Genomic DNA, 22,846 nt, shown 5'->3' on the forward strand with positions numbered 1-22,846 from the left:
CGGTGAGCGAGCAGCTGATCGACCCTGCCGGCATCCCGCACTTCATCGGTGACCTCGCCACCCTGGACACCGACGTCACAAGCCTGACCGTGCACGCCGGTGAATTCCGCACGGCAGGCTCGGACGTGCACACGGAGTTCCAGGGCCTTTCCGCGTTCTACCAAGCGCCGGAAGCGGACGAGCTGTTCGCCTCCACGCTGCCGGTGAAGACGAAGACGGACGCGTTCGCCGACGACCTGGAGAAGGTCGCTAGCGCGCTGTCCGCCTACAGCACCGAGGTGCAGCCCCTGGTCCAGAAACTGGAAACCCTCAAAGCTGACGCGACCGCTTTCGTCAACTCCGTTTCCGGCGACGACGACTGGCGCAAGGACCAGGACAAGGTCGACCACAACAACGATCTGTGGCACGACGTCAACCACACCGTCGCCGCCTTCCAGTCCGCCGAACGTGCCTCCTACAACAAGATCATGGCGCTGATCGACGGCACACGGTTGACCACCGACGACGGCTCGCACGGCGAGGGCATGTACGGCTTCAAGGCCGACGACCTCGACCACGCCGAAGAAACCCCGTGGGGCTCGTCGGCCGAGCGCGAGTACGAGGGCATCGAGTGGCTGTACCACCGGGCCAAGAGCTTCGTGTGGGACGGCTTCATCGTCGACGGCGTATGGGGCACCATCAAGGGCCTGGGCACCCTGGTCGGCTTCGACGGCTGGGACATGGCAGGTGAGGCCTGGAAACACCTCGGCCAGCTCGCCATCGCCTCCTCCATCACCATGATGCCCGGCGTCGGTGTCGCCTACTGGACGGCCCCCGAGGACAAGCTCCCCTCCTGGCTGCGCGAATCGCGCACCACCATGAAGGAGACCGGCAAGGCCCTGGTCGCCTGGGACACCTGGAAGACCAACCCGTCCCGCGCCGCTGGCCAGGTCACCTTCAACGGACTCACCGCCATCTTCACCGGCGGCTCGGGCAGCGCCGCCTCCGGCGCGGGCAAGGCCGGAGCCGTCGCCCGCGCCCTGTCCGTCACGGGCAAGGTGGCACGGATTGTCGACCCGATGACGTACGTCGGCAAGGCCGGCAAGTTCGCCCTGGTCAAGGTCGGCGATACCTTCACCGCCCTCAAGAACCTCAAGTCGGGTGTCAGCCTCGACCTGCTCAAGCAGGCCGACGCCATCAAGTCGCCCCGCATCCCGGAGACGGCGATCCCCTACGTGGACAACGCCACTGGCAAGGTCGTCTACCTCACCGACGAAGGTCACCTCCTCAACTCCGACGGCAGCCTGCACCAGCACGCCGAGCAGGCGCCCGGCGAGGTGTCCGCCGCCGACCGGACACGCCTCGACTCCAGCCAGCAGCCATCTGTCGGAACAGGTACACGAGAGCCTCAACTTGTGGGCGCCCATGCAGCAACGAACTCGGCTGGCGATGCGGGCCAGACGAGTGGGCATGTCGCTGGAAGTACCGCAAGGAATCTTGATCAAGGCTCAACAGCTGCGCACTCGGCGGCTGGCTCGGGAAGCTCGCATGGTTCAGCACACGGGCCGACGCCGGACCACAGCGTTCCGGCTGGAACGAGGCCAGGCCCCGGGGCGCCGGATGGCGGCGCTCCACACGCGGCTGCTCCCGACGGGCAGAACGCGGATCACCATGCCAATGGCGCCCAAGGCAGTAACGGTGGGGATTTGACCCCTGCGGAGCGCCAAGCCATTCAGGACGAGCATGTCCGTAAGGCCAACGAAGAGCCGGACTGGTTCAAAGAGAACTACAACAAGGAAGGGCATCGCCTACCCCCCAAGGACAGACTCGTCGACGGAGCCGAGCTGCCCATCTTGGCCAAGAAACCCGGCGGGGGTTGGGTTGCCAAGCACGACATGCCTAGCGGCCCGTCGGAAATCAAGTTGGGGACGAAGCCGCTTCCCCGTAGCACGGCGCCCCATGACGTTCTTCCTACCCTCGACAAGACAACCGCCAACCGCCAGGCCTACAAGCACCTCATCAACGCGCAGAAGGCGTTTGACGAAGTACCGTCGGCGGCGAACCACACATCCCTGACCACAGCTCAAGACGCGTACGCCAAGCAGCTTGGCGACGTGCCGCCGAACAGCAAGATTTCCGAGAAGCTCGGCGAGGAAGCATCTCGGCTCCACGTGATTCCGCACGAGTTCCCGGGCGCCAAGGAAATTGTCCTCCCGAAGACGCCCAATGGGGCCCACGTGTTCGACGGCGCCTACAGGATCGACGACGACGGAATCCTCATCGCCGAGGACAAGGCCCCGAAGAACGATCTCGACTGGCGGCAGGGCCGCGCTGATCCCGAGGATCCGGCAAATCCGCACGACGGTGATGACGGCGGGGCGGCCGGCATGAGGGTGAAGCAAGGCACGCGTCTGTATCTGCGGACCATCTTGGCCGAGATGACCAGACGTGGTGGGCGCGACGCCGAACTTGCGCGCGAGTTCCGGGAGGCACTGAAGGCCGGTAAGTTGAGGTATGTCCTGGTCAAGGCCCAAGAGCCCAATGGTTCGGCCTATGCTGGCGCCGTGTTCGAAGAAATGAAGATCTACTGAGAGAGGGGGCAACGTGGCCATCCACATTCCCCGTCACGACTTCCCCGTGGCCGACGTGGACGAGACCGTGAGGCCGATCGTCCAAAGCGCAGAAGAGGCGCTCTCAGGCATCGAAACATCGGACTTCGATCGCTTCGATGCCTTGGACTACTCGCTGACGGTTGCCAAGTGGGCCTGCCTGACCGACCCCGCAGCGGAGGAATCTCCGACATGGGAAGCCTGGATCACTGCTATGCAGGTGGGCTCGGGCCTGTTCATCTCGGGGGCCTCCAACGAGGGGCCCGTCGCTTGCCGCATCGGCAGCAAGGGCGAGATCAAGCACCTGCCCGCAACCGGCCCGCAAGAGTATCTACACGCGGGCAATTGGCTCACATCCTACTATCTTGCAGTTATTTGCCGAGAAAACGAACGAATTGACCAGTTGGTCCGCATTCCAGTCTCGTTCTTGCGCGCCTCTGGAATGGAGTTCGACGAGTACATCTACGCATGGGTGGAAACCCTCCAAAACGCCTGGTTCGGGCGCCCTGAGACCTGGGAGACGCTCGTCACCGCGATCGATGGAACGGACCCAGCCGCACCTCACATCGCAAGTGCCGAACTCATGTTGAAGATCCTCTATCCGCCACTCGAAGTCTTCCAGCGTTACCAGCGGCAGGACCCGGAGCCCTTCAACGCTGCTCTTGAACAGGCTCTCACCTGGCACCGTGAGTACTGGACCGATGACGAGGCTCGCACACGAAGCGGCGAGGGCCTGGTAGCCCTTGGCCCGCTAGCCATCGCCTGCATGGCCTTCGACGCGGATATCCCGGTCGAAATCGAATCTGAGTATCTTCCCCGCCACCTCTTGCAGCGAACATGGGTCGGCCAACTGGCCACCTGATAGGCCCCGTTAGCAGTCTGGAATCGATCCATGTCAGCCCAGGAATACGACAGCCAGCTTCTTGAGTCGGTGTCGGTACGTCGGCGGCGGCTGCGCGATGCGGTGTTGTTCGGTGCGCAGCGGCAACGACGCACTGTCGACGAACGCCTCGGGAAGGCCTTCACGGGAGTCGTGATCGCTGCCGTACTGTGCGCCGGATGCGTCGGGTGGTCCTTCATCTCTCACAGAGTGATCGGCAAGAGCGGCATCAACACCACCGTCCCCGTATCCACCCCCGCAACGACACCAGTTCAATCGCCGAGAAGTACGGATTCCGCTCGATGATAGGTTCGAACGCGTGATTTCTCAGGGGGCTGTGAGCCGTAACGCGACGGTGTTGAGTCGGGTGACCTTGGTCGGTGAGCGGCGACGGGTGGACTTGGTGCTGCCGTCCCAGGAGCCGGTGGGTCTACTTCTTCCCGAAGTGATGCGGCTGCTCGGGGACCGAGAGGGTGAGCGACCGCAGAGCCGCCATCTGGTGACGGTCGATGGCAGTGCGCTGGCGCCGGACGCGACGCTCGAATCCTCGGGAGTACCTGATGGTGCAGTACTGCGATTGGTGCGCCTCGAGGACTCTCCGTCTGCTCCGGTCATCCATGACGTGAGCGATGAGGCAGCCGGCGATCTGGACATGCAGGCGTGGCGCTGGGATGCGCGGGCTCGGCAGATCGCGGCAGTGGGCGCGTGCGTGGGGTGGGCGCTGGTCGCCTCCCTCTTGGCGCGGGCCGGGTTCGAGGCACGGGCAGTAGGCGTTGTCCTGCTGGTGATCGCGACGGTGGCCGCGGCGGCCGGTGCGTTGCTGGGGCGGGCCGGGCGTAAGGGGCTTGCCGCGGCGCTGATCGTTGCGGGGTCGGTGGTCGGGATGCAGGGAGCGTGGGCGCTTGCGGGTGCCCACGGCTGGTCCGGCGCCGTACGGTCCGAGGCCGTGGCCGGTGTCGTAGTCGTAGCGTTGCTGCTGCTCGGTTGGTTCACGCCGATGGGGCGTGGCGCCTTGGTCGGTGCAGGTGCTCTGGCCGGAGCGGCGGTGTGCTGGGAGGTCGCGCTCGCCACGCAGTCGGGCGGGACCGACCCGGTTGGTTCGGCTCGTGCGGGGGCGCTGCTCGCAGTGATGTCCGTGGTGGTGCTGGGTGTGCTGCCCCGACTCGCGCTGATGGCATCCGGGCTCTCCGGTCTGGACGACCGGCGCTCGGCAGGTACGTCGGTGAGCAGGTTCCAGGTGACGACCGCACTGGCCGCCACGCACCGCGGGATGGCGCTCGCGACGGTCGTCATGGCCGTGTCCGCGGCGGTCGCTGGTGTGCAAGTGGTGCGTACGGTGACCACGTGGACCGTGCTGTTGGCCATGGCCGTCGCCCTCGTGCTGGCACTGCGGGCGCGCGCCTATCCGCTCACCATAGAGGTCGTAACGCTGGTGGCCGCGTCGGGAGCAGTGATGGTGCGGCTGGCCTGGTTGTGGCTGGAGCAGAAGGGCGCGGCGGGTCCGATGGCGCTCTTGGCGGTGCTGGCCGTGGTGCCGTTGGGGGTGCTGGCCGTGGAGCCTGCCGAGCATGTGCGAGTGCGGCTCCGCAAGGTCGGTGACGTGTTGGAGTCGATCGGAGTGATCGCCCTGTTCCCGCTGGTGCTCGGCGTGTTCGGGGTGTACGGGCGACTGCTCGACACCTTCGCGTGAGGTGAGGGTGATGACGAGTTCCGGCCGCTGGCAGGACGATGTACTGCGAGACCTTCAGGCGTCCGCCGATCAGCAGGCGGCTTCGGCTGATCCTCGGCTGCCGTTGCCGGTGCGTCGGCCGGACGAGGAACGCCCGCATCCGGGGCAACCACGCACCGTCTCCCATCACGAACCTGGGAACAACACCTTGCCTGTCCCTCCCGCTCCGGCCCGGGCGTCGCCGCCTTCGGCCGACATCCCCTCGATGATGCAGCCGTCGTCGTCTCCTGCCTCAGCTCACCCCGTCCCACCGCACCCGCATCCGCCGTCCCAGCCCGTCTCACCGACTCCTGCGGTACGTCCGTCCGGCCAGGCCCGGTTGCCGACCCAGACGCCCGAGTCGGTACCCACGCTGGACCCGCGCCTCGCGATGGCACTCGGCTCTCCGCAGCACGGCGACTCGGTGGCCCGACGCACCGGACGCAGTCTGCGCAAGCTGGCCTCGTCCGCCGCTCGCGACGTCACCGAGGAGTCCCGCCTCGCCCAGGCACTGCAGCAGCCGGTGACCACGGGCCGGGTGATCGCGGTGACCTCGATCCGCGGCGGCGTGGGCAAGACCACCACGGCGGCGCTGCTCGCGCGCACCCTGAATCACTACCGGCACGACCCGGTACTGGCCCTGGAGGCGGACTCCGCGTTGGGCACTCTACCGGTGCGCCTGGGCGCGGAGTCAGTGCGCTGGTCGTGCACCGACCTCGCGCACATCCTCACCCCGTCGATGCAACTGACGGACATCACCGGCTACTTGGTGCCCGTATCGGATGGGGGTTGGCTGCTGCCCGCAGGCAATGGCCGGCTCAGCCCACCATTGGACATCCCCACCTACCGCACGGTCACGCTCGCGCTGCGCCGCTACTTCGCCGTCACGGTTGTGGACTGCGAGTCGCTGCCCGGTGAGGTGGCCCGTACCGCGATGGACACCGCCCACGCGCGGGTGGTGGTCGCCCCGCGTACAGCCGAGGGCGTCAACGCCACCCGCATCGTGCTGGACTGGCTCGCCCAGCTGCCGCACGCCGCGCTCGCCTCCACCGTCGTGGCGCTCACCACGACCAGCAACGATCCGTCCCTGGAGCTGAAGGCGGCCATGGCCCACCTCCGCGAGACCGGCGTCACCGTCGTCTCCCTGCCCTACGACCGGCATCTGTCCGGCGGCGGCCCCATCCGCACCGACAAGCTCGGCGAGACCACCAGGCGCGCAGCCACCGAACTGACCGCCGAAGCCCTGCAGCGGGCGGTGCGCGTCCGGTGACCCAGCACTTGATCCACCGCCCGGCCCGGTCCACCCGTCCGCTGCCTCCCGTCGAGGCCCGCACCATCGAGCCGCCGCCGAACCTGCCCGAGGGCAAGACGGGCAGCCCGGCCACCGCCCTGCTGCCGATGGCCGGTGTAGCCAGCTCGGTCGTCATGATGACCGTGATCCGATCCAGCCAGTTCGCCGGCCTGGGCGCCGTCGTCTTGATCATCGCGCTGCTCGGCGCGGTCGCGCTGTTCCTGTCGCAGCGCGGGAAGGCGCAACGCCAGCGGCGCGTGCAGCGCGAGCGATATCTGGAGTATCTGGAGGAACTGCGCACCGAGTTGGGCGAGACGGAGCGCGCCCGACGCCAGGCCGCCCGCGTCCTGCATCCGGCTCCGGCCGCCCTGTATGACGTGCTGCGCGATCCGGCGCGGGTGTGGGAGCGGCGGCGTACGGACAGCGACTTCCTTCAGGTGCGGGCAGGCGTCGGTGATGTCCCCGTGCAGGAGCTGGCGATCGGACAGAACACGGGCGGGGGGCGTGATGACGCCGCCGGATCCCTTCATGCTGAACGAGGCCCGCGCGGTGCAGGCGCGCTTCGCCCACACCCCTGATCACCCGCTGCTCGTGCCGCTGGACCGGATGGGCAACGTCAGCGTCGTCGGCGACCGAGACGGCGTCCTGCGGGTGGCCCGTGCCCTGCTGATGCAGGCCTGCACGACGCACGCCCCGGACGACATGGCCCTCGCGCTGGCCACACCCGGGGAGCGGATGGAGGAGTGGGAGTGGGTCAAATGGCTCCCGCACGTCCTCGATCCGCAGTCCACCGGCCAGCCGGTGGCCGCCCGCCGGATCGCCCCCGACCTGACGCAACTCGCCCAGGTGATCGGCACAGACCTCAAGCGCCGTGCCTCGTACGCGGCGGAGGTGCGCCGAGGCCTGTCCGACCAGAAGGCACTCGATCTGGCCGACCGGCTCCTCGTGGTCAGCGACACCTACGGCGAGAACGCCGTCGACCTGCCCCGGCCTGACGCCGCCGTCGCCCTGGACGCGATGGGCGTAACAATGGTGCACCTGCTGGCCGAACAGATCCACGAACCCGACCACGTCACCGTCCGGATCACCGTCGACGCGGACCGGATCACCGTGGAAGATCTGCGGCAGCAGACCATCATCCGCGCCACCGGGGTGTCCGACGACGCGCCGCTCTTCGCCGCCGAAGGCCTCGCCCGCGCCCTGGCCCCGCTGCGGCTGTCCGCCGAATCGGCCGCCGAGGGCACCCCGGTATCCGGGCCCGTCGACTTCACTCAACTCTTGGGCATCGACGACCTGACCGCCCTCGACCTGCCCCGTCACTGGGCGCCCCGCGGCGACCGCGACTTCCTGCGCGTCCCCATCGGTGTCGACGACCGCCACCAGCCGGTCCTGCTCGACCTGAAGGAATCCTCTGAACTCGGCATGGGCCCGCACGGGTTGTGCGTCGGCGCGACCGGCTCCGGCAAGAGCGAACTGCTGCGCACCCTCGTCCTCGCCCTGGTCACCACGCATGCTCCGGACGACCTGGCGATGGTGCTGGTCGACTACAAGGGCGGCGCCACCTTCGCCCCGTTCACCGGCCTGCCGCACGTCGCCGGCGTCATCACCAACCTGGAGAACCAGGCCGGCCTCGTCGAACGCGTCCACACCTCACTGGCTGGCGAGATCAAACGCCGCCAGCAGGTACTGAAGGACGCGGGCAACATCGCCGACATCGGCCACTACCGCGCCCTGCGCGCCGGCGAACGCCCCGACCTCGAACCCCTCCCCCACCTCTTCGTCGTCATCGACGAATTCGGTGAACTCATCACGGCGAAACCGGACTTCATCGACCTGTTCCTGTCCATCGGCCGCATCGGCCGATCCATCGGTGTGCATCTGCTGCTGTCCAGCCAGCGCATCGAGGGCGGCAAGCTCAAGGGCCTGGAGACATATCTGTCCTACCGGCTGGGGCTGCGCACCTTCTCCGCGGATGAGTCGCGTACGGTCCTGGAGACCACGGACGCCTTCCAGCTGCCGCCGCTGCCCGGCTTCGGCTATTTGAAGGTCGACACCTCCACCTACACCCGGTTCAAGGCGGGCTACGTCTCCGGCCTGTACAACGGGCCCGCGCTGCGCGAGAGCGCGGCCGATGACGAGCCGCTCGCCTGGCCCTACCCGGCCTACAACACCTCCGCCGCAGTGCAAGAGCCCGTGGCGGACGACGCGGTACCAGTACCTCGCGAGACGGGTCCCACCGTCCTGTCGACGGCGATCAGCCGACTCACCGACGCCGCCGAGCCGGTGCGCCGCATCTGGCTGCCGCCGCTCCCCGAGGCCATGGCCCTCGACATGGCGGCAGGCCCCGTCCAGGCCTCGTCCGATGGGCTCCGACTCCCCCACCCTCAGGGCCCGTTGCAAGTGCCGCTCGGCATCCTCGACGACCCGGCCACCCAGCGGCAGGGGCCCTGGGTGCACGACCTGAACGTGGCGGGCGGGCACACCGCCGTCATCGGCGGCCCGGCCTCAGGCAAGACGACCCTGCTGCGCACCCTGGCACTGTCCCTCGCACTGACCCACACCCCACGCGACGTCGCCCTCTACGGCCTGGACCTGGCCGGCGGCGGCCTGTCCGCGCTCGCTGGACTGCCGCATGTCGGCGGCATCGCCGGCCGCGCCGAGAGTGAACGCGCCGCCCGCACCATCGCCGAAGTCCGCACCATGCTCACCGAACGCGAGCAGGTCTTCCGCGAACACGGCATCGATTCCATCGACCAACTCCGCACCCTGCGCGCCAAGGGCGAACTGCCCCAGCTGGGCGCCACCGACGTGGTGCTGCTCATCGACGGAATCGGTGCGCTGCGCGACGAGTTCGCCCACCTCGACGACGACGTGGCCGACCTCCTCAAGCGCGGCAGCGGCTACGGCATCCACATCGTGACGGGCATGCTGCGCTGGAACGACGTCCGCATCGCCACCCAGTCGATGTTCGGCAGCCGCATCGAACTGCGCCTCAACGACCCCGCCGACTCCTCCATTGACCGCAAACTCTCCGAGACCCTCACCGCCGACACTCCGGGGCGCGCCCTCCTACATGACAAGCTCTTCGCGCACGTGGCGCTGCCCCGCATCGACGCGCAGTCCGCAACCACGGATCTCGGCCCGGCCTTGGACGACGCCGCCCGCACTATCCGCGCCACCTGGCACGGTGAACTCGCCGCCCCGGTGCGCGTGTTGCCCACCCACCTGCCCGCCCAGCGCCTGCCTTCCTCCACCGCCGCACCGCACGCGGTCCCGATCGGCATCGACCAGGACACCCTCTCCCCCACCGTCCTGGATCTGTTCGGAGCGGACCAGCACCTGCTGATCCTGGGCGACAGCGAGTGCGGCAAGACGAACCTCCTCAAACTGATCTCCCGCTCCCTCGTGGACCGTTACGGCGAGGACGAGCTGGTCTTCGGCATCTTCGATCCGCGCCGCGGGCTGCGCGGTGTCATCCCAGAGCCTTACCGCGGCGGCTACGCCCATAACGGCAAGCTGGCCAACGCCCTGGCGACCGGCATCGCGACCGAGCTGGAAAAGCGCCTGCCCGAAACCGCCGACCCGGACGCGGTCGGCGACGAACCCGCCTTCACCGGCCCGCGGATCGTGATCCTCGTCGACGACTACGACATCCTCACCGCCGCAGGCCAGCAGCCCCTGGACCCGTTCCTGCCCTACATCTCCTCGGCCCAAGACATCGGCCTGCACTTCGTGGTCACCCGCCGCGTCGCCGGCTCCTCCCGGGCCCTGTACGAGCCGTTCCTGACCACCCTGCGCGAGACCGGAGCAACCTCCCTCGTCATGACAGGTGACCGCGGCGAAGGCCAACTCCTGCCCGGCCTGTACGCCACCGCACAACCGCCTGGCCGTGGCACCTTGGCCCGCCGAGGACGACGCCACCAGCTCATCCAGACCGCGCTCGCTGCCGACCCCGCATCCCAGGAGAGTCCGGCGTGACCAAGGACATCATCGCCCTCACCCCGAAGATGCCCGACACGTCGGCCCTCCTCGCGGCCCTGCACGCCGGCGGTCCCGACCTCACCCTGAGCACCACCGACGACGGCGCGGTCATCCACCTGTGCACCGCCGCAGGACGCCCCCTGGTCTCCGTCGAAGCACCCCTCCTCATCCACACCCCCGGGGAAGCCGAACGCCTCCTCGGCCCTCAACCCGGCTCCCCCGAGCCCCCGTTCTGGTGGATCGAGATCCGCGCCTCCTCCGCCATACCCGAAGCCGAACACCTCGCCGCCTCGATCAGCGCACGCCTGACATTGCTCCTCGGCGGCATCACCTGGCCGCCCGGGGAGAAGAGCACGGCCGTCGTGAACACGGCTGCACCACACGAAGAGGTCACCGCGGCGCCCGCCTCGACCGGTGCACTGCCCATCGTCGACGTCCTGACCGACTCCACCGCCGTCGTCCTCGCCGACCGTCCGGTCCTGGGCCTGACCACCTGGCTCTCCGACATCCTGCGCATCACCACGGCAGCCAACCGCGCCCTGCACATCGTCACACCCCCACACGTCCGCCTGACCCTGCCTCTACGCCAGGCCTTGGGCGGCGCACCCAACCGCTGGGTGATCCAGAACCCACAAGGCGGCTACTACGACGGCCTCTCCGGAGCCCAACTCACCTGGCAGGGCGGCACGTTCACACCCGCAGGCGACGGCACGGTCGCCGACGCCTTCACGACCGGAGCCGCAACCACAACCGAACGCCAGCTCACGGTGGCCTTCCGCACACTCCACACGCCCGACGCGGACCTGGCCCTCGGCGCGGCTCTCGAAACGGCCTGGCGCCACCTGACCGGTACGCCACCCACCGGATGGGGCACCGCCGAACCCGCAAACCTCCCCTGGTCTCCACGCCAATTGACCGCCCTCGCCCGCGACCGAGCCCCGGACCCCACCCACACCATCGCGATCGGCACCCCCGACCGACCGGCCATCGCCACCCACCGCACCACCCGCACCGCAGTGGGTGTCACCGAGGACACCACCCTCACGGTCGGCTACGGGGCCGAAGTTCCCGTACTGCTGGACGCGATCGAGCCGCTGGCCGCCGAGATGGTAGCCGCACACAGTCTGACCACCATGCTTACTACGCTACGCGCAGGCCGCTCCGACTTGACGCTCCCCGCCAGTCTGGAAGCCCCACCGATCCCGGTCGCCTTCACCCTCGGCGCCCAAGAGGTCCAGGCCATCGGGCTCGCGTACGCTCGTCGGCCCCCAGTCGCGGTCACACCGGCACAGCTCGGCGCCGCCGCACGACCCGCCCTGCACTACCTCCTCGGCAACGGTACGGATCACGGCGCCTGGAACTCGCTCCAGCACCTGGTCGCGCACCTCAAGAGACCGTCATCCGCAACCCATTAGGGTGGCCCTGGCGGATGCATACGCCGCAAACACCTGTCGTTCACAGCCCCTCGTTCGCTTCCGCTGTCGACGGCTGTCGCAAAGTCGGACGACAGGGAGACCAGTATTGCCGTGGCCATTGGCCGATACATTCTCGTCCGACCCTGCCGCCCCCAGGGAGCAAGCCCCGTAAACTGATCCCCGAGCTGCACGGCCGAGTGGGGTCTCCGATGGACCACGTCACTCCCGGCCGAAGGCGAGGAACCGTCGCTCTCTGGCCGCAGCCGTAAGCATCCGTTCGTTTCACCGGGGGTACGAGAGCGCCGATGGAGCCATTGGACTACGAGTGCGACCCCCGGGTCCGAGGGCCGTTCGAGACACTGGCCGTGCTGGGCGAGGGCGGCATGGGCCGTGCCTACCTGGCACGACGCCTTGTCCTGGAGGGCTGGGATCGCTCCTGGGAGTCCGCGTACCGGATAGCTGATCCGGACGATGCCACCACCGGTGAGAACGCCCTGGCGGTGCTCAAGACCATCCGGCCCCAGCTGCTGGCTGACGAGGACGCGGAGAAGGTGGAGCGGACCCGGGCCCGGTTCGTCGCCGAGGTGGACGCGATCCGCACCGTGGTCGGCCCCCGGATTCCGGCTTTTCTCGGGGCCTCTCCAGAGGCCGCCGAACCGTGGCTCGCCATGGAGTACATCCCTGGCCCGTCCCTTGACAGCCAGGTCAAGAAGAGCGGCTGCATCACGGATGTCGGGCCGTGGGTCGCGCTCGGACTCGGCCTGGTGGAGGCGCTGGAGTCGGTGCACGGCGCGGACCTCCTGCACCGCGACCTGAAGCCGGGCAACGTGGTGCTTGGGCCACTCGGGCCCGTGGTGCTGGACTTCGGCCTCGCAGTGCTCGCGGAGCGGCAGGATTTCAGCAACGCGCTGACCAAAACGGGGTGGGCCCTGGGAACCCCGGCCTTCATGCCGTGGGAGCAGTACAAGGACGCCAAGCATGTGAAGGCGTCCGCCGACGTGTACGCGATCGGCTCCACGCTCTTCTTCACCGCGACTGGCAGGACCCCATATCCCGGGGCCCCCATGCCGATGCCGCCCGACTGGAAGGGGGTGCCTGCCGAGTTCCTGCCCTTGCTCTCGAAGTTGTTCGCTCCGGTCGAGGCCAAGCGTCCCGATTTGTCCGAAGTGCGCGCGGACCTCTATACGCTGTTGGCGATGCACAGCCTGTCGTACGAGGAGGCGGCCCAGCAGCTCGCGGAGGTCGCAGCGGCGGCAGGTCTCACTCCGAAACTTCCGGACCAGGCGCTGTCCGAAGGACCCGATCCGGAAGTCCACGAGCAGGCCCAGCGCGCGGTCGACCGCGGTGCGGCACCGGACGCCCCGTGGCTTGACGACAACCTCTTCGACGAGCTGTCCCCGGACGCAGAGGATGCCGACTTCCTGCCGCACGGGGCCGGAGAGGCCCCCGACCGGCCCGCGCCCTACACCCCGACCGTCCCCGACCAGGGCGACTCAACGACGGCTCCGCTGCCGCAGCCCGCGCCGACGAAGTTGCTCACCACACAGACTGCCGACTCCGAGGGCGGGAAGGGTCTCCCGGTCCCTCCCGTGCCCCCTCTCTCGACGCCACCACCGGCGAAGGCAGACGCGAACCGGCGTCCGGTCTCCGCCCGTCCCGGGCCGCGTCCTGCGCAGAAGGTCGCCGAACGCCTGCGTCGCGCATACGCACACCGCGAGAGTCTGTGACACAGGAGCAGTCACGCCGCCCCGACCATCGACCCGTTGCACGCACGGGACCAACGGCCCGCCCTCGGTAGGCCCTACGTCTCGGATCGCGCCACCGTACGTGCCTTCCGCCCCTCACCGGTCATAGGCTTCGATACCCACACACCACGCACCGTACGGGGCCCGGACCGCCTGTTCGCCACACCCCGTCCGAAAGGAACAGCGCTCCCATGCCTGACGCCACCGGCGAGCCGCCGCACCGCTCCGTCGACCTCGCCGACGGCCCCCCGCCGGCCGGGACGGTGATCGAGGTCCGTGACGAGGAGTGGCTGGTCCGTAAGAGCCGCGAGGTCCGGCCCGAGGAGTTTCTGATCAAGGCGGTCGGCGCGTCCGAGCTGGTCAGAGGGCACGAGGCGGTTTTCCTCAGCTCCCTGGACCGCCCCAAAGTGCTGCGTCCCGAGGACACGGAGCTGGTCGCCGACCCCTCCCCAGGGTTCCGGCGCGGTCGGCTCCTCTTGGAGGCGGTGCTGCGCAAGACACCGCTTGCCCAGGGCGAGCGCGGACTCGCCGTCACCGACGGCTACCTCCTCGACCGCATGGACTACCAGCTGCGCCCAGCGGCGAAAGCCCTGGCCAACCCGCTGCGGCCGCGTCTGCTCATCGGAGACGTCGTCGGTCTCGGCAAGACGCTCGAGATCGGTGCGCTGCTCGGCGAGCTGATCCGGCGCGGGCGCGGGGAACGCATCATGGTGGTAACACCGGCCGCCGTCCTGGAGCAGTTCCAGCACGAGATGTGGACCCGGTTCTCCATCCCCCTGGTGCGCTTGGACAGCGCCGGCATCGCCCGCATCGAGCGGAAGGTCCCCGCGGGCCGCAACCCGTTCACGTACTACCAGCGCGTCATCGTCTCCATCGACATGCTGCGTAACCGAAGCCGCTACGAGAAATGGCTCAAGGACGTCCGTTGGGACGCCGTCGTCATCGACGAGTCGCACAACCTGATCAACAAGGGAACGGACCGGCGTCGCGTCGCCGAACTACTCTCCCGGCAGACCGACGCCCTGATCCTGGCGAGCGCCACTCCGCACAACGGCGACATGCCCGCGTTCACCGGACTCATCCGGCTCCTGGACCCGATGGCGGTCAAGGACCCGAAGAAGCCCAAGGCCGAGGAGCTGCGGCATGTCATGCTGCGCCGCACCAAGGCCAGCCGCGAGGTCAAGGAACAACTCGCCGACCATTGGGCGCCTCGCGGCGACTCCTTCCCGGTGCGCTGCGCGGCAAGCGGGCTGGAGGAGCAGGTCTTCGCCGAGATCGCCGAACAGTGGCTCGGCGGCGAGCAGGCGAAGGACGGCGCGGCGGCTCTGGCGGACGGCACCGCGGTACGGAAGCGCGGCAAGGGCTCGGACCACCTGTTCCCGTACGTTCTGCTGAAATCGTTCCTCTCCTCGCATCGTGCGCTCTTCGCCACAGTACGAAGCCGGCTCACCGAGCACGGTACGAAGCTACCCAAGGGACAGGATAAGATCGACGGCCCGGACACCGGCACCCAGGGTGCGGTGGGCGAGGTGGCCTCGTTGCTGCGCCTTGCCGACCTGGCCCGGGCGATCGAACGGGCGACGCTCGACGAGCTGGACTCGCCCGCAGGGCCGTCGACGGCCTCCAAGCTGGCGGGGCTGGTCGCGGAACTGCGCCGGATCGGCGTGCGGGCCGGGAGCCCGACCCGGGCCGTGGTGTTTTCCGAGCGGCACGAGACGCTGAAATGGCTGGGCCGGGTACTCCCGCCGCTGCTCGGCTGGAAGAACGACAAGGACGCGACGGCTGCGGTACGGACGATGTTCAGTGGCTCGGCGTCCGACGCCCAACAGCAGGAATTGGTGGACGAGTTCGCGCGAGCGGGCACCGACGTACGGGTCCTGCTGACCGGCGACGGCGCCTCCGAGGGCGTGAACCTGCACCGACAGTGCCACCACCTCCTCCACTGGGACCTGCCGTGGAGCCTGATCCGCGTCGAGCAGCGCAACGGCCGCATCGACCGCTACGGGCAGGTCCACAAGCCCGAGTTCCGGGCCATGCTGCTGACCACGGCCTCGCCCGGCGCGCTGGACGACACCACCGTCGCCGAGAAGGTGTTGGCCCGCGAGCACAAGGTGCACTCGATTCTCGGTGCGGTGGAGGCCGCGACGGTCGAGAACGACTGGGAGCTGGAGGAGAAACGCCTGATGGAGGCGCTGTTCCAGGGCGAGGCCCCGGAGCAGGCGGTCGCCGCTCTGGAAACCGCCCCGGAGGCACTCGACTCCGAGTCCGGCTGGACAGCGGATAGGCCGGTCGAACAGCGGCTGTACGGCGAGTTCGGGACGGACGGCCCGGGATACGGATTCGGGGAGAGCGAAGGCGACTTCGGCGGGTTCGACGGCCTCGGCGAAGGGGACTTCGACGATTTCACCCCGCAGGACGACTATGGCGACTTGCTGGACGAGCTCGACACTCCGTCGACATCGACCGCGCGGCATCAAAGCGAGCACACAGGTGAGGGAAGCGACGACGCCGCACCCCCCACCACGGACGACGCCGACACCGGCCCCATCCCCCTCCACCGCGAACTGCGCCTCTTCCCCGACCGCTCCTCCTACGTGATGGCGGGCCTGGACGAACTGGCGGACGTCGAGGCGTTCCGCCTGGATACCGCGGTCGACGGTGAGGACCTGTCCTTCCGCACGCCCGAGGACCTCGCGGACCGGCTTGACGTGCTACCGCCGGGGTACCTGCGCGAACAGAACATCACCGCACGGATGAAGCTCACCTTCAGCCGTGAGAACGGCGCCGACGCGCTCAAGCGGGCGCGAGAGTCCAAGGGTTCGATGTCACTGTGGCCGGACGTCCACTACGTGGGTGAGCTGCACCCGGTCATCGAGTGGATCACCGACAAGGTGCTGGTGCAGTTCGGCCGCCGCCAGGCGCTCGTGCTCCAGGTGGACCGCGAACGGGTTCCGGAACCGGTGTTCCTCATGCAGGGAGTGTGGTCCAACGCCGAGGGACGGCCGACGGCTGTCGGCTGGCTCGCCGTAGACCGTCTGAGCGGTGACACACCCCGCGTCCGCCACCTCATCCGCGAGACACAAGACCAGGAACAAGCCGCCGACCCGGACCTGGTCTCCCTGGCCGAGCTCGGCATCGACCCGGACAAGCCGATGGACGACCACTTCGGCCCCAGTGACCCCACAGCCCTCCAGTCGCTGGTCCCGGCAGCTGTCGAGGCCACCCGGCAGGCCATGGGCAGTCTGCGGGTCGTGGCCGACGCGCGCGTGGACGCGCCGCTGCGTACGTACGAGACAGAGGTCGAGCAGTGGCGTCAGGAAGAACTGCCGGGCATGGGCAGCAGCCGCGAGCACCGCGCCACCGAGGCCGACCTGCTGCGGGAGACTGCCGAGCGGCTGCGCACCACCGGCGATCCGATGATCCGCGTTCTGGCCGTACTGGAGCCGAGCTCATGATCCCCCGATCCCTTCCCTCCCCCGCCCTGAGCCAGCGGCACAGGGCCTCCCACAGTGACGAACCCCGGCAGGAGCAGCAGGCGTGACGTTCGACTCCCTGGTCAACGCGGGCCAGTACTTTCCCTCCTTCTACCTGGACGAGATCCTGCCGAAGGAGCTGAAGGACGGCCCGCTCAAGCGCTGGTCGGCCGCCGAGCGGCGGGGCGAGCACACTCCCCGGCAGGGACTGCGCAATCTCAGTGGCCCGTACTTCGAGGCCCGCGACCGGCTCGCCGTCGGTGCGGAGAAGTACGCCGAGTTGAGCGACGCACAAGGAGTCGCCGCGCAGCAGGCTGCGACCGACATGCTGGCTGACGTTGCGGGCGGTGAACTCCCCGTGTTCCTCCCGCTGGCCCGGACCGGCGCAGCGATGGAGGCAGGCTCCGGGGCGCCGGACACGCCCCGAACTCTCGAGGAGGAGTGGCGCTCAGCCCTCGACACCTGGCACCGCAAGATCCTCACCGCGCTCGGTTTCGACCCGGCTCCCGGTCATCTCACGCTCTACGGCACGGCAGGCCCTGTCGCCGTCCCGGTGGCGCACAGTGAGCCGGGCATCGTGGTCCTCACCGGCGGCTTCGCCGACAAGCTCGACCAGGCCACCGGCGAAGGCCACGCCAACCGGCTGCCCGTACCGGTGAAGGTGGGCCCGGCCAAGACCCTGCGGACCGTCACCGACCTCGCGGCCTGGCTGCTCTCCTGCGACGACGCCCCGAAGTACGCCGTCCTGCTCTTCGGCGGCATCATGGTCCTCGCCGCCCAGGACGACTTCGCGCGGGGCCGCCACCTGGCCGTCAACCTGGACACCGTCCTGCCGCGCAAGGGTGCCAAGACGCAGACCGCCAGCGAGATCGACGTCACCGCCTGGCTGTTCGGCGCGCCCTCCCTGCGCCCGCGCGAGGACGGCGGGGACGACATGACCCGGCTGCTCACCCAGTCCCGGGACCACTCCGAAGGTGTCACGAAGGACCTGCGGGCCGGACTGCAGGAAGCCGTCCAGCTCATCGCCAACGAGATCCTCCAGCGCGCCCACGATCAGGAGGTCCGTCCCGAGGACCTCCAGGAATGGCTGCCCGACGTCCTCAAGGAGCGAGGCGACCTGCCTCGCGTCCTCACCACCGAGGCCCTGCGCTACCTCTACCGCATCCTCTTCCTCCTGTATGCCGAAGCCCGCCCCGAACTGGAGATCCTCCCGGTCAAGGGCGAGGAGTACGCCACCGGCTACAGCGTCGCCCGCCTGCGTGAACTCGCCGTCCGCGAGAAACTGCCGACCAGCTCGCGCAACGGCTACCACTTCCACGAGTCCCTCGCGCTGCTCTTCGAGAAGGTCTTCACCGGTCACCCGGTCGCCGATACGGTCCGCAGCCGCGACGAGATCGCCGCGGCGCGCGCGTTCGCCTCGGAGGCAGCGGTCCTGGTGAAGGACGACGGTGGCGAAGGTGTCCGCATCGAGGCCTTGCGCTCCAAGCTCTTCGACCCAGAGTCAATAAGGCTCGTCGGCCGCCGCGTCGACTATCCCTACCCGACTCTCGCCGACGGCTCACCCGCACCGGCCCACTTGGACCTGCGCCTGCGCAACGCCGTCCTGCACAAGGTGCTGCGCCGTCTCACCCTCACCGAGGGCCAGGGGCCCAAGGGCCGCGGTGGCTTCATCAGTTACGCCAACCTCAGCATCAACCACCTCGGTTCGGTGTACGAGCGGCTGATGTCGTACACCGGGTTCATCGCCGAGAAGCCGTTGTACGAGGTGGCGAAGGGCGGCGATCCCAAGGACGGTTCGTGGCTGATCGACACCGACCAGGTCCGCTCCGGCCGCTACCCCGACAGCCCGGGCGACTCGGTCTTCGTGAAGACCGGACGTGACGCGGAGACCGGCGAGCCCAAGGCCGAACCGTATCCGGTGGGTTCGTACGTGTACCGCTTGGCCGGCCGCGACCGGCAGACCAGTGCCTCCTACTACACCCCGGAGTCACTGACTCAGGCGACCGTCGAGCAGACGCTGCGCTTCCGCCTGGACGAGGAGGGGCGGATCGACCCCAAGCACCTGGACAAAGCCGACCCTGGCCTCTTGGCCGAGTCCGGCGTGACCGCGGCCGAGGTCCTGAAGTGGCGGGTGTGCGAACCGGCCCTCGGCTCCGGGGCGTTCCTCAACGAGGCGGTCAACCAGATCGCCGCGCTGTACCTCAAGCTCGCCGAACGCGAACGCGGCACCGAGGTCCCCGTGGAGGAGTATCAGCGCGAACTGCAGAAGGCGAAGGCATACATCGCGCTGCACAACGCGTACGGCATCGACCTCAACGACACCGCTGTCGAACTGGCGGAGGTGTCACTGTGGCTCAACACCATGTACCCGGGGATGCGGGCTCCCTGGTACGGGCTGCACCTGCATCGGGGCAACTCGCTGGTGGGGGCGGTGCGCCGGGTCTACCCCGGGCACACCCTGAAGGACGGCGGCTGGCTCAGCTCGCGCATCCTGCAGAAGCCAACCGACGTGCCGATGGGGACGGCGATCCCCGGCAAGTCGGTGCACCAGTTCCTGGTGCCGGCCCTGGGCTGGGGGTCGATCGGCGAGAAGGTCTCTCTGCGCAAGCCGAAGAAGGGCGCGGAGGACCAGACAGTACGGGCACTCGTCGATGGCAAGGTCGCGGACTGGCTCGACCCCGAGCTGATCGAGCGGCTGCAGAAGTGGCGCGGCGCGATCCGCCGGGCGCCGAAGGGCGACGAGCGCAAGCCTGCCAAGGAACGTGACGCCCGGGCCGAGGCCGAGAAGCAACTGGAGAAGGAGCGGCGAGCGGACGAAGCGGGGGCGACGCTGTTCGACTTCTTCGACCCGCGAGGTGAGCAGGGAAAACTGGACGGATTTCCGGCCGAACCAGAACAGTTGGCGATCGGTGCTTCAGGGAGCGGGAAGCGAGGACTGCAGGCGGCGAAGCAGGCCGCGAAGCAGGAGGAGCGCGACGAGAAGCGACACCAGCTCGCCCAGACGACACGTCTGGGACGGCTCGCCCAGCGGGTCGAGTACCTGTGGGACCTGGTGACGCTGCGCCTTGAGCTGTCGGAACGGGAAATTTCCAGACCTGTCGACGTATGGGGGCTGGAGAAGCCTGCTGAGGGTGAGTTGGCCCGCCGGCCCGCCATGGACCGGGACGCAGTACGCGAGGCGCTGACCATGCCGGGCACGCCGTACTGGCGGCTGAAGCAGGTCATGGACGCCTGGTGCGCCCTGTGGTTCTGGCCGCTGGAACAGATCGGGCTCCTGGACGGCTCGGCGCCGGACTACAACGAGAGCGGCCGGGACCTCACGCGGGAACCGAAGGGCTCAGGCGACCGACGGGTCCCGTTGCGGAATCTGGAGGACTGGATCGAGTTCGCCGAGGCCGTGGTCGGGCGGATCGACGTCGAGGAGGGCGACGGCAACGGGCAGGCCGCGCTGGTCGAGTTCGGCGGGGTGGAGAGCCTGGAGGAGCTGGACGCGAAGGAGCACGAACTGGACGCGTTCATGACCGGACAGTCGGCCTGGACATACGCGCCGAACCTGGCGGACTACTTCCCGTGGTTCCAGGTCGTGCAGCGGATCGCTCGCGAACGGGGCTTCTTCCACTGGGAGTTGAGCTTCGCGCATGTCTTCGCAAGGGGTGGGTTCGATGTCATGGTGGGGAATCCGCCGTGGGTGAAGCAGGAGTGGAAGGAGAGCGGAGCCCTCGCGGAGTTCGAGCCGTGGTTCGAGCTGTCGGAGCATCCGACGAACGAGGAGTGGGCGGAGCGCAAGGCCCTGCTGATGGCGCAGGCGAAGCCGCGTAAGGCGTTTCTCGGGGAACTGGCGACACACGCGGCGACAGCGGAATTCCTGGCATCGGCGGATACGTATCCGGAGCTGGTGGGGACACAGCCGGATCTCTATCGGGGGTTCATGCTGACCGCCTGGCGGGCTACGGGCGAACGCGGTACCGCGGGCCTGGTTCACCCCTCGACGCACCTGACCGGCGGGAAGGAAGCCGAACTTCGAAAGGCGGCGTACCGGCACCTGCGATTCCATGCGGACTTCACCAACGAACTGCTGCTCTTCGCCAACCCAGTGGGAAACAGCAGCCACTTCAGCGTGAACGTTTACGGGCGAGAGCGCACGATCGGGTTCCAGCACATGAGCTGGCTCCTTCATCCCGACGTCCTCCTGGGGTCCGTGCGACACAACGGCAAGGGACCGCTTCCGGGGGTCAAGCACAACGGGAAGTGGGACACGCGAGCGCACCGGAAACGCATTGTCACCGTGAACCAGAAGAAGCTGGAAGCGTGGCAGAAGCTGGCCGGTGAGGTGGACGCCGGTCCGTCCGAGAGCGCGAAGCTCCTGTATCCAGTAACCAGTGCAGAGGAGTCGGCCATTTCGGCACTGGCCCGCTGGCCGCACCGGCTCGGGGCACTGGGGCCGCGCATCAGCCGCGGTTTCGACGAGAAGAACGACCGCACGGCGGGCTACATTGCATGGACTCCTGGCCAAGCGGAGACCTGGGGCGAAGTCATCCTGCAGGGCCCGCTCATCAGCGTCGGCACGCCGCTGCACAAGCAGCCGCCCCATGGTGGCTCGAAGAGCATGCGTGACTACGAGGCGTGGGATCACAGGAACATGCCGGATGACGCGGTGCCTCGTACCAACTACTCGCGGGCCGCTGACGAGCACCGCTTCTCCGCGAAGCAGGACCGCTGGGTTGACCACGGCCGTCTCAGCCAGCTCTACGACGACCCGGCGGCTGTCGAGGCAGCGGAGGCCGACGTGCGTGTAGCCGATCCTGACCTGGAAGGCGGTGAGCTGGATCGAGCGGTGGAGGCACTGTTCCTGACTGCCGCATCGCGGCCGTGCTCGGAGTTCTTCCGGGTGGTATGGCGAGAAATGATCGCCACCAATACTGAGCGCAGCCTGTTCGCGGCACTCGTACCGCCGGGCACGACCCACGTCCACGCGGTACGTAGCTGTGCCATGCCCGATGAGCGGTCGACCGTGCTCGTCGCTGGCTTCTTCGCGTCGCTGCCTCTCGACTACACCCTGCGTAGTTCTGGCCGGGGGCACCTAGACGTGTCCGACGCGCGAGCGATGCCGGGATTCGACGCGGACCACCCCTTGGCCCCCGCCCTCCTCCTCCGCACCCTCCGCCTAAACGCCCAGACCAACGCCTACGCCCCCCTCTGGGAGTCCCTCCACGATCCGGCCTGGGCGAACGACTCCTGGGCCGCCGCCACCGAATGGCCCGAGTCCACCCCCGCCCTCACCACCGGCATCGGCCGCACCTGGACCCGCACCACCCCCCTCCGCACCGAGTTCGCCCGCCGCGCCGCCCTCGTCGAGATCGACGCGCTCGTCGCCGTCTGGCTCGGGATCACCGCAGAAGAGCTCGTCGCCATGTACGACGCCCGGTTCCCTGTGCTCCAGCAGTACGAGGAGAACATGTGGTTCGACGCCGATGGGCGCCGTATCGCCAAGGCCCACCAGGTCCACGGCTACGGGCAGCCCAAGGATGCCTGGAAGGAGCTGAGCGCCCGCCAGGGCTTCCCCGAGGACGGCGCGGGTGTTCCCACCGGCTACACCAACCCGCTCTATCGGGCCGACCGCCGCAAGGAGCTCCGTGCCGCCCACGCCGAGTTCGTCCGTCGTATGGCGGCCGTCGGCTGGAAGCCAGGCCAGACGAAACCGTCGGATAACTCGACCAGCGATCCGGTCCGGGGTACGGATGTCAGCGCCCCCTCGTAAAGTTGAC

General features: G+C 68.5%; 9 protein-coding genes and 1 pseudogene. All 10 read left to right on the forward strand.

The features are described 5' to 3' along the window. Positions 1-2 precede the first annotated feature (2 nt). The 10 genes and pseudogenes from ABII15_RS05710 (at position 3) to ABII15_RS05755 (ending at position 22,839) form a co-directional block, all read left to right on the forward strand. Positions 3-2,570, forward strand: a complete 2,568-nt coding sequence (locus tag ABII15_RS05710) for a hypothetical protein (RefSeq protein WP_353941176.1) — start codon at positions 3-5, stop codon at positions 2,568-2,570. A 13-nt stretch (positions 2,571-2,583) separates the two neighbouring features. Then, positions 2,584-3,450: an immunity 49 family protein gene (locus ABII15_RS05715; RefSeq protein ID WP_353941177.1), complete on the forward strand. Its 867-nt coding sequence runs from the start codon at positions 2,584-2,586 to the stop codon at positions 3,448-3,450. A 30-nt stretch (positions 3,451-3,480) separates the two neighbouring features. Then, entirely contained in the window at positions 3,481-3,774 is a 294-nt protein-coding gene (locus ABII15_RS05720; protein ID WP_353941178.1) for a hypothetical protein, read from the forward strand. Between the two features lie 13 nt (positions 3,775-3,787). After that, on the forward strand, positions 3,788-5,158 hold the full coding sequence (gene eccD, locus ABII15_RS05725) for a type VII secretion integral membrane protein EccD (RefSeq protein ID WP_353941179.1): 1,371 nt from the start codon (positions 3,788-3,790) through the stop codon (positions 5,156-5,158). Between the two features lie 409 nt (positions 5,159-5,567). After that, positions 5,568-6,446, forward strand: coding sequence for a MinD/ParA family protein (locus ABII15_RS05730; RefSeq protein WP_353941180.1), 879 nt, complete (start codon positions 5,568-5,570; stop codon positions 6,444-6,446). After that, positions 6,443-10,445 (forward strand): annotated as a pseudogene (eccCa, locus tag ABII15_RS05735) (type VII secretion protein EccCa). The gene ABII15_RS05730 and the pseudogene eccCa overlap by 4 nt, the downstream one beginning before the upstream one ends. Then, complete coding sequence (locus ABII15_RS05740; protein ID WP_353941181.1) at positions 10,442-11,863, forward strand: DUF6177 family protein; 1,422 nt, start codon at positions 10,442-10,444, stop codon at positions 11,861-11,863. Before eccCa ends, ABII15_RS05740 begins: the two are co-directional and overlap by 4 nt. A gap of 365 nt (positions 11,864-12,228) precedes the next feature. Further along, positions 12,229-13,590, forward strand: coding sequence for a protein kinase (locus ABII15_RS05745; protein WP_353941182.1), 1,362 nt, complete (start codon positions 12,229-12,231; stop codon positions 13,588-13,590). A gap of 209 nt (positions 13,591-13,799) precedes the next feature. Then, on the forward strand, positions 13,800-17,063 hold the full coding sequence (locus ABII15_RS05750) for a DEAD/DEAH box helicase (protein WP_353941183.1): 3,264 nt from the start codon (positions 13,800-13,802) through the stop codon (positions 17,061-17,063). A gap of 82 nt (positions 17,064-17,145) precedes the next feature. After that, entirely contained in the window at positions 17,146-22,839 is a 5,694-nt protein-coding gene (locus ABII15_RS05755) for a DNA methyltransferase (RefSeq protein ID WP_353941184.1), read from the forward strand. Positions 22,840-22,846: the final 7 nt, after the last annotated feature.

Origin of the sequence: Streptomyces sp. HUAS MG91 (assembly GCF_040529335.1) — a bacterium.
Classification (GTDB): Bacteria; Actinomycetota; Actinomycetes; order Streptomycetales; family Streptomycetaceae; genus Streptomyces; species Streptomyces tabacisoli.

Coding starts and splice junctions, on each gene's coding strand:
- ABII15_RS05720 (WP_353941178.1), top strand. CDS start 3,481: ATGTCAGCCCAGGAATACGACAGCCAGCTTCTTGAGTCGGTGTCGGTA.
- ABII15_RS05750 (WP_353941183.1), top strand. CDS start 13,800: ATGCCTGACGCCACCGGCGAGCCGCCGCACCGCTCCGTCGACCTCGCC.
- ABII15_RS05730 (WP_353941180.1), top strand. CDS start 5,568: ATGGCACTCGGCTCTCCGCAGCACGGCGACTCGGTGGCCCGACGCACC.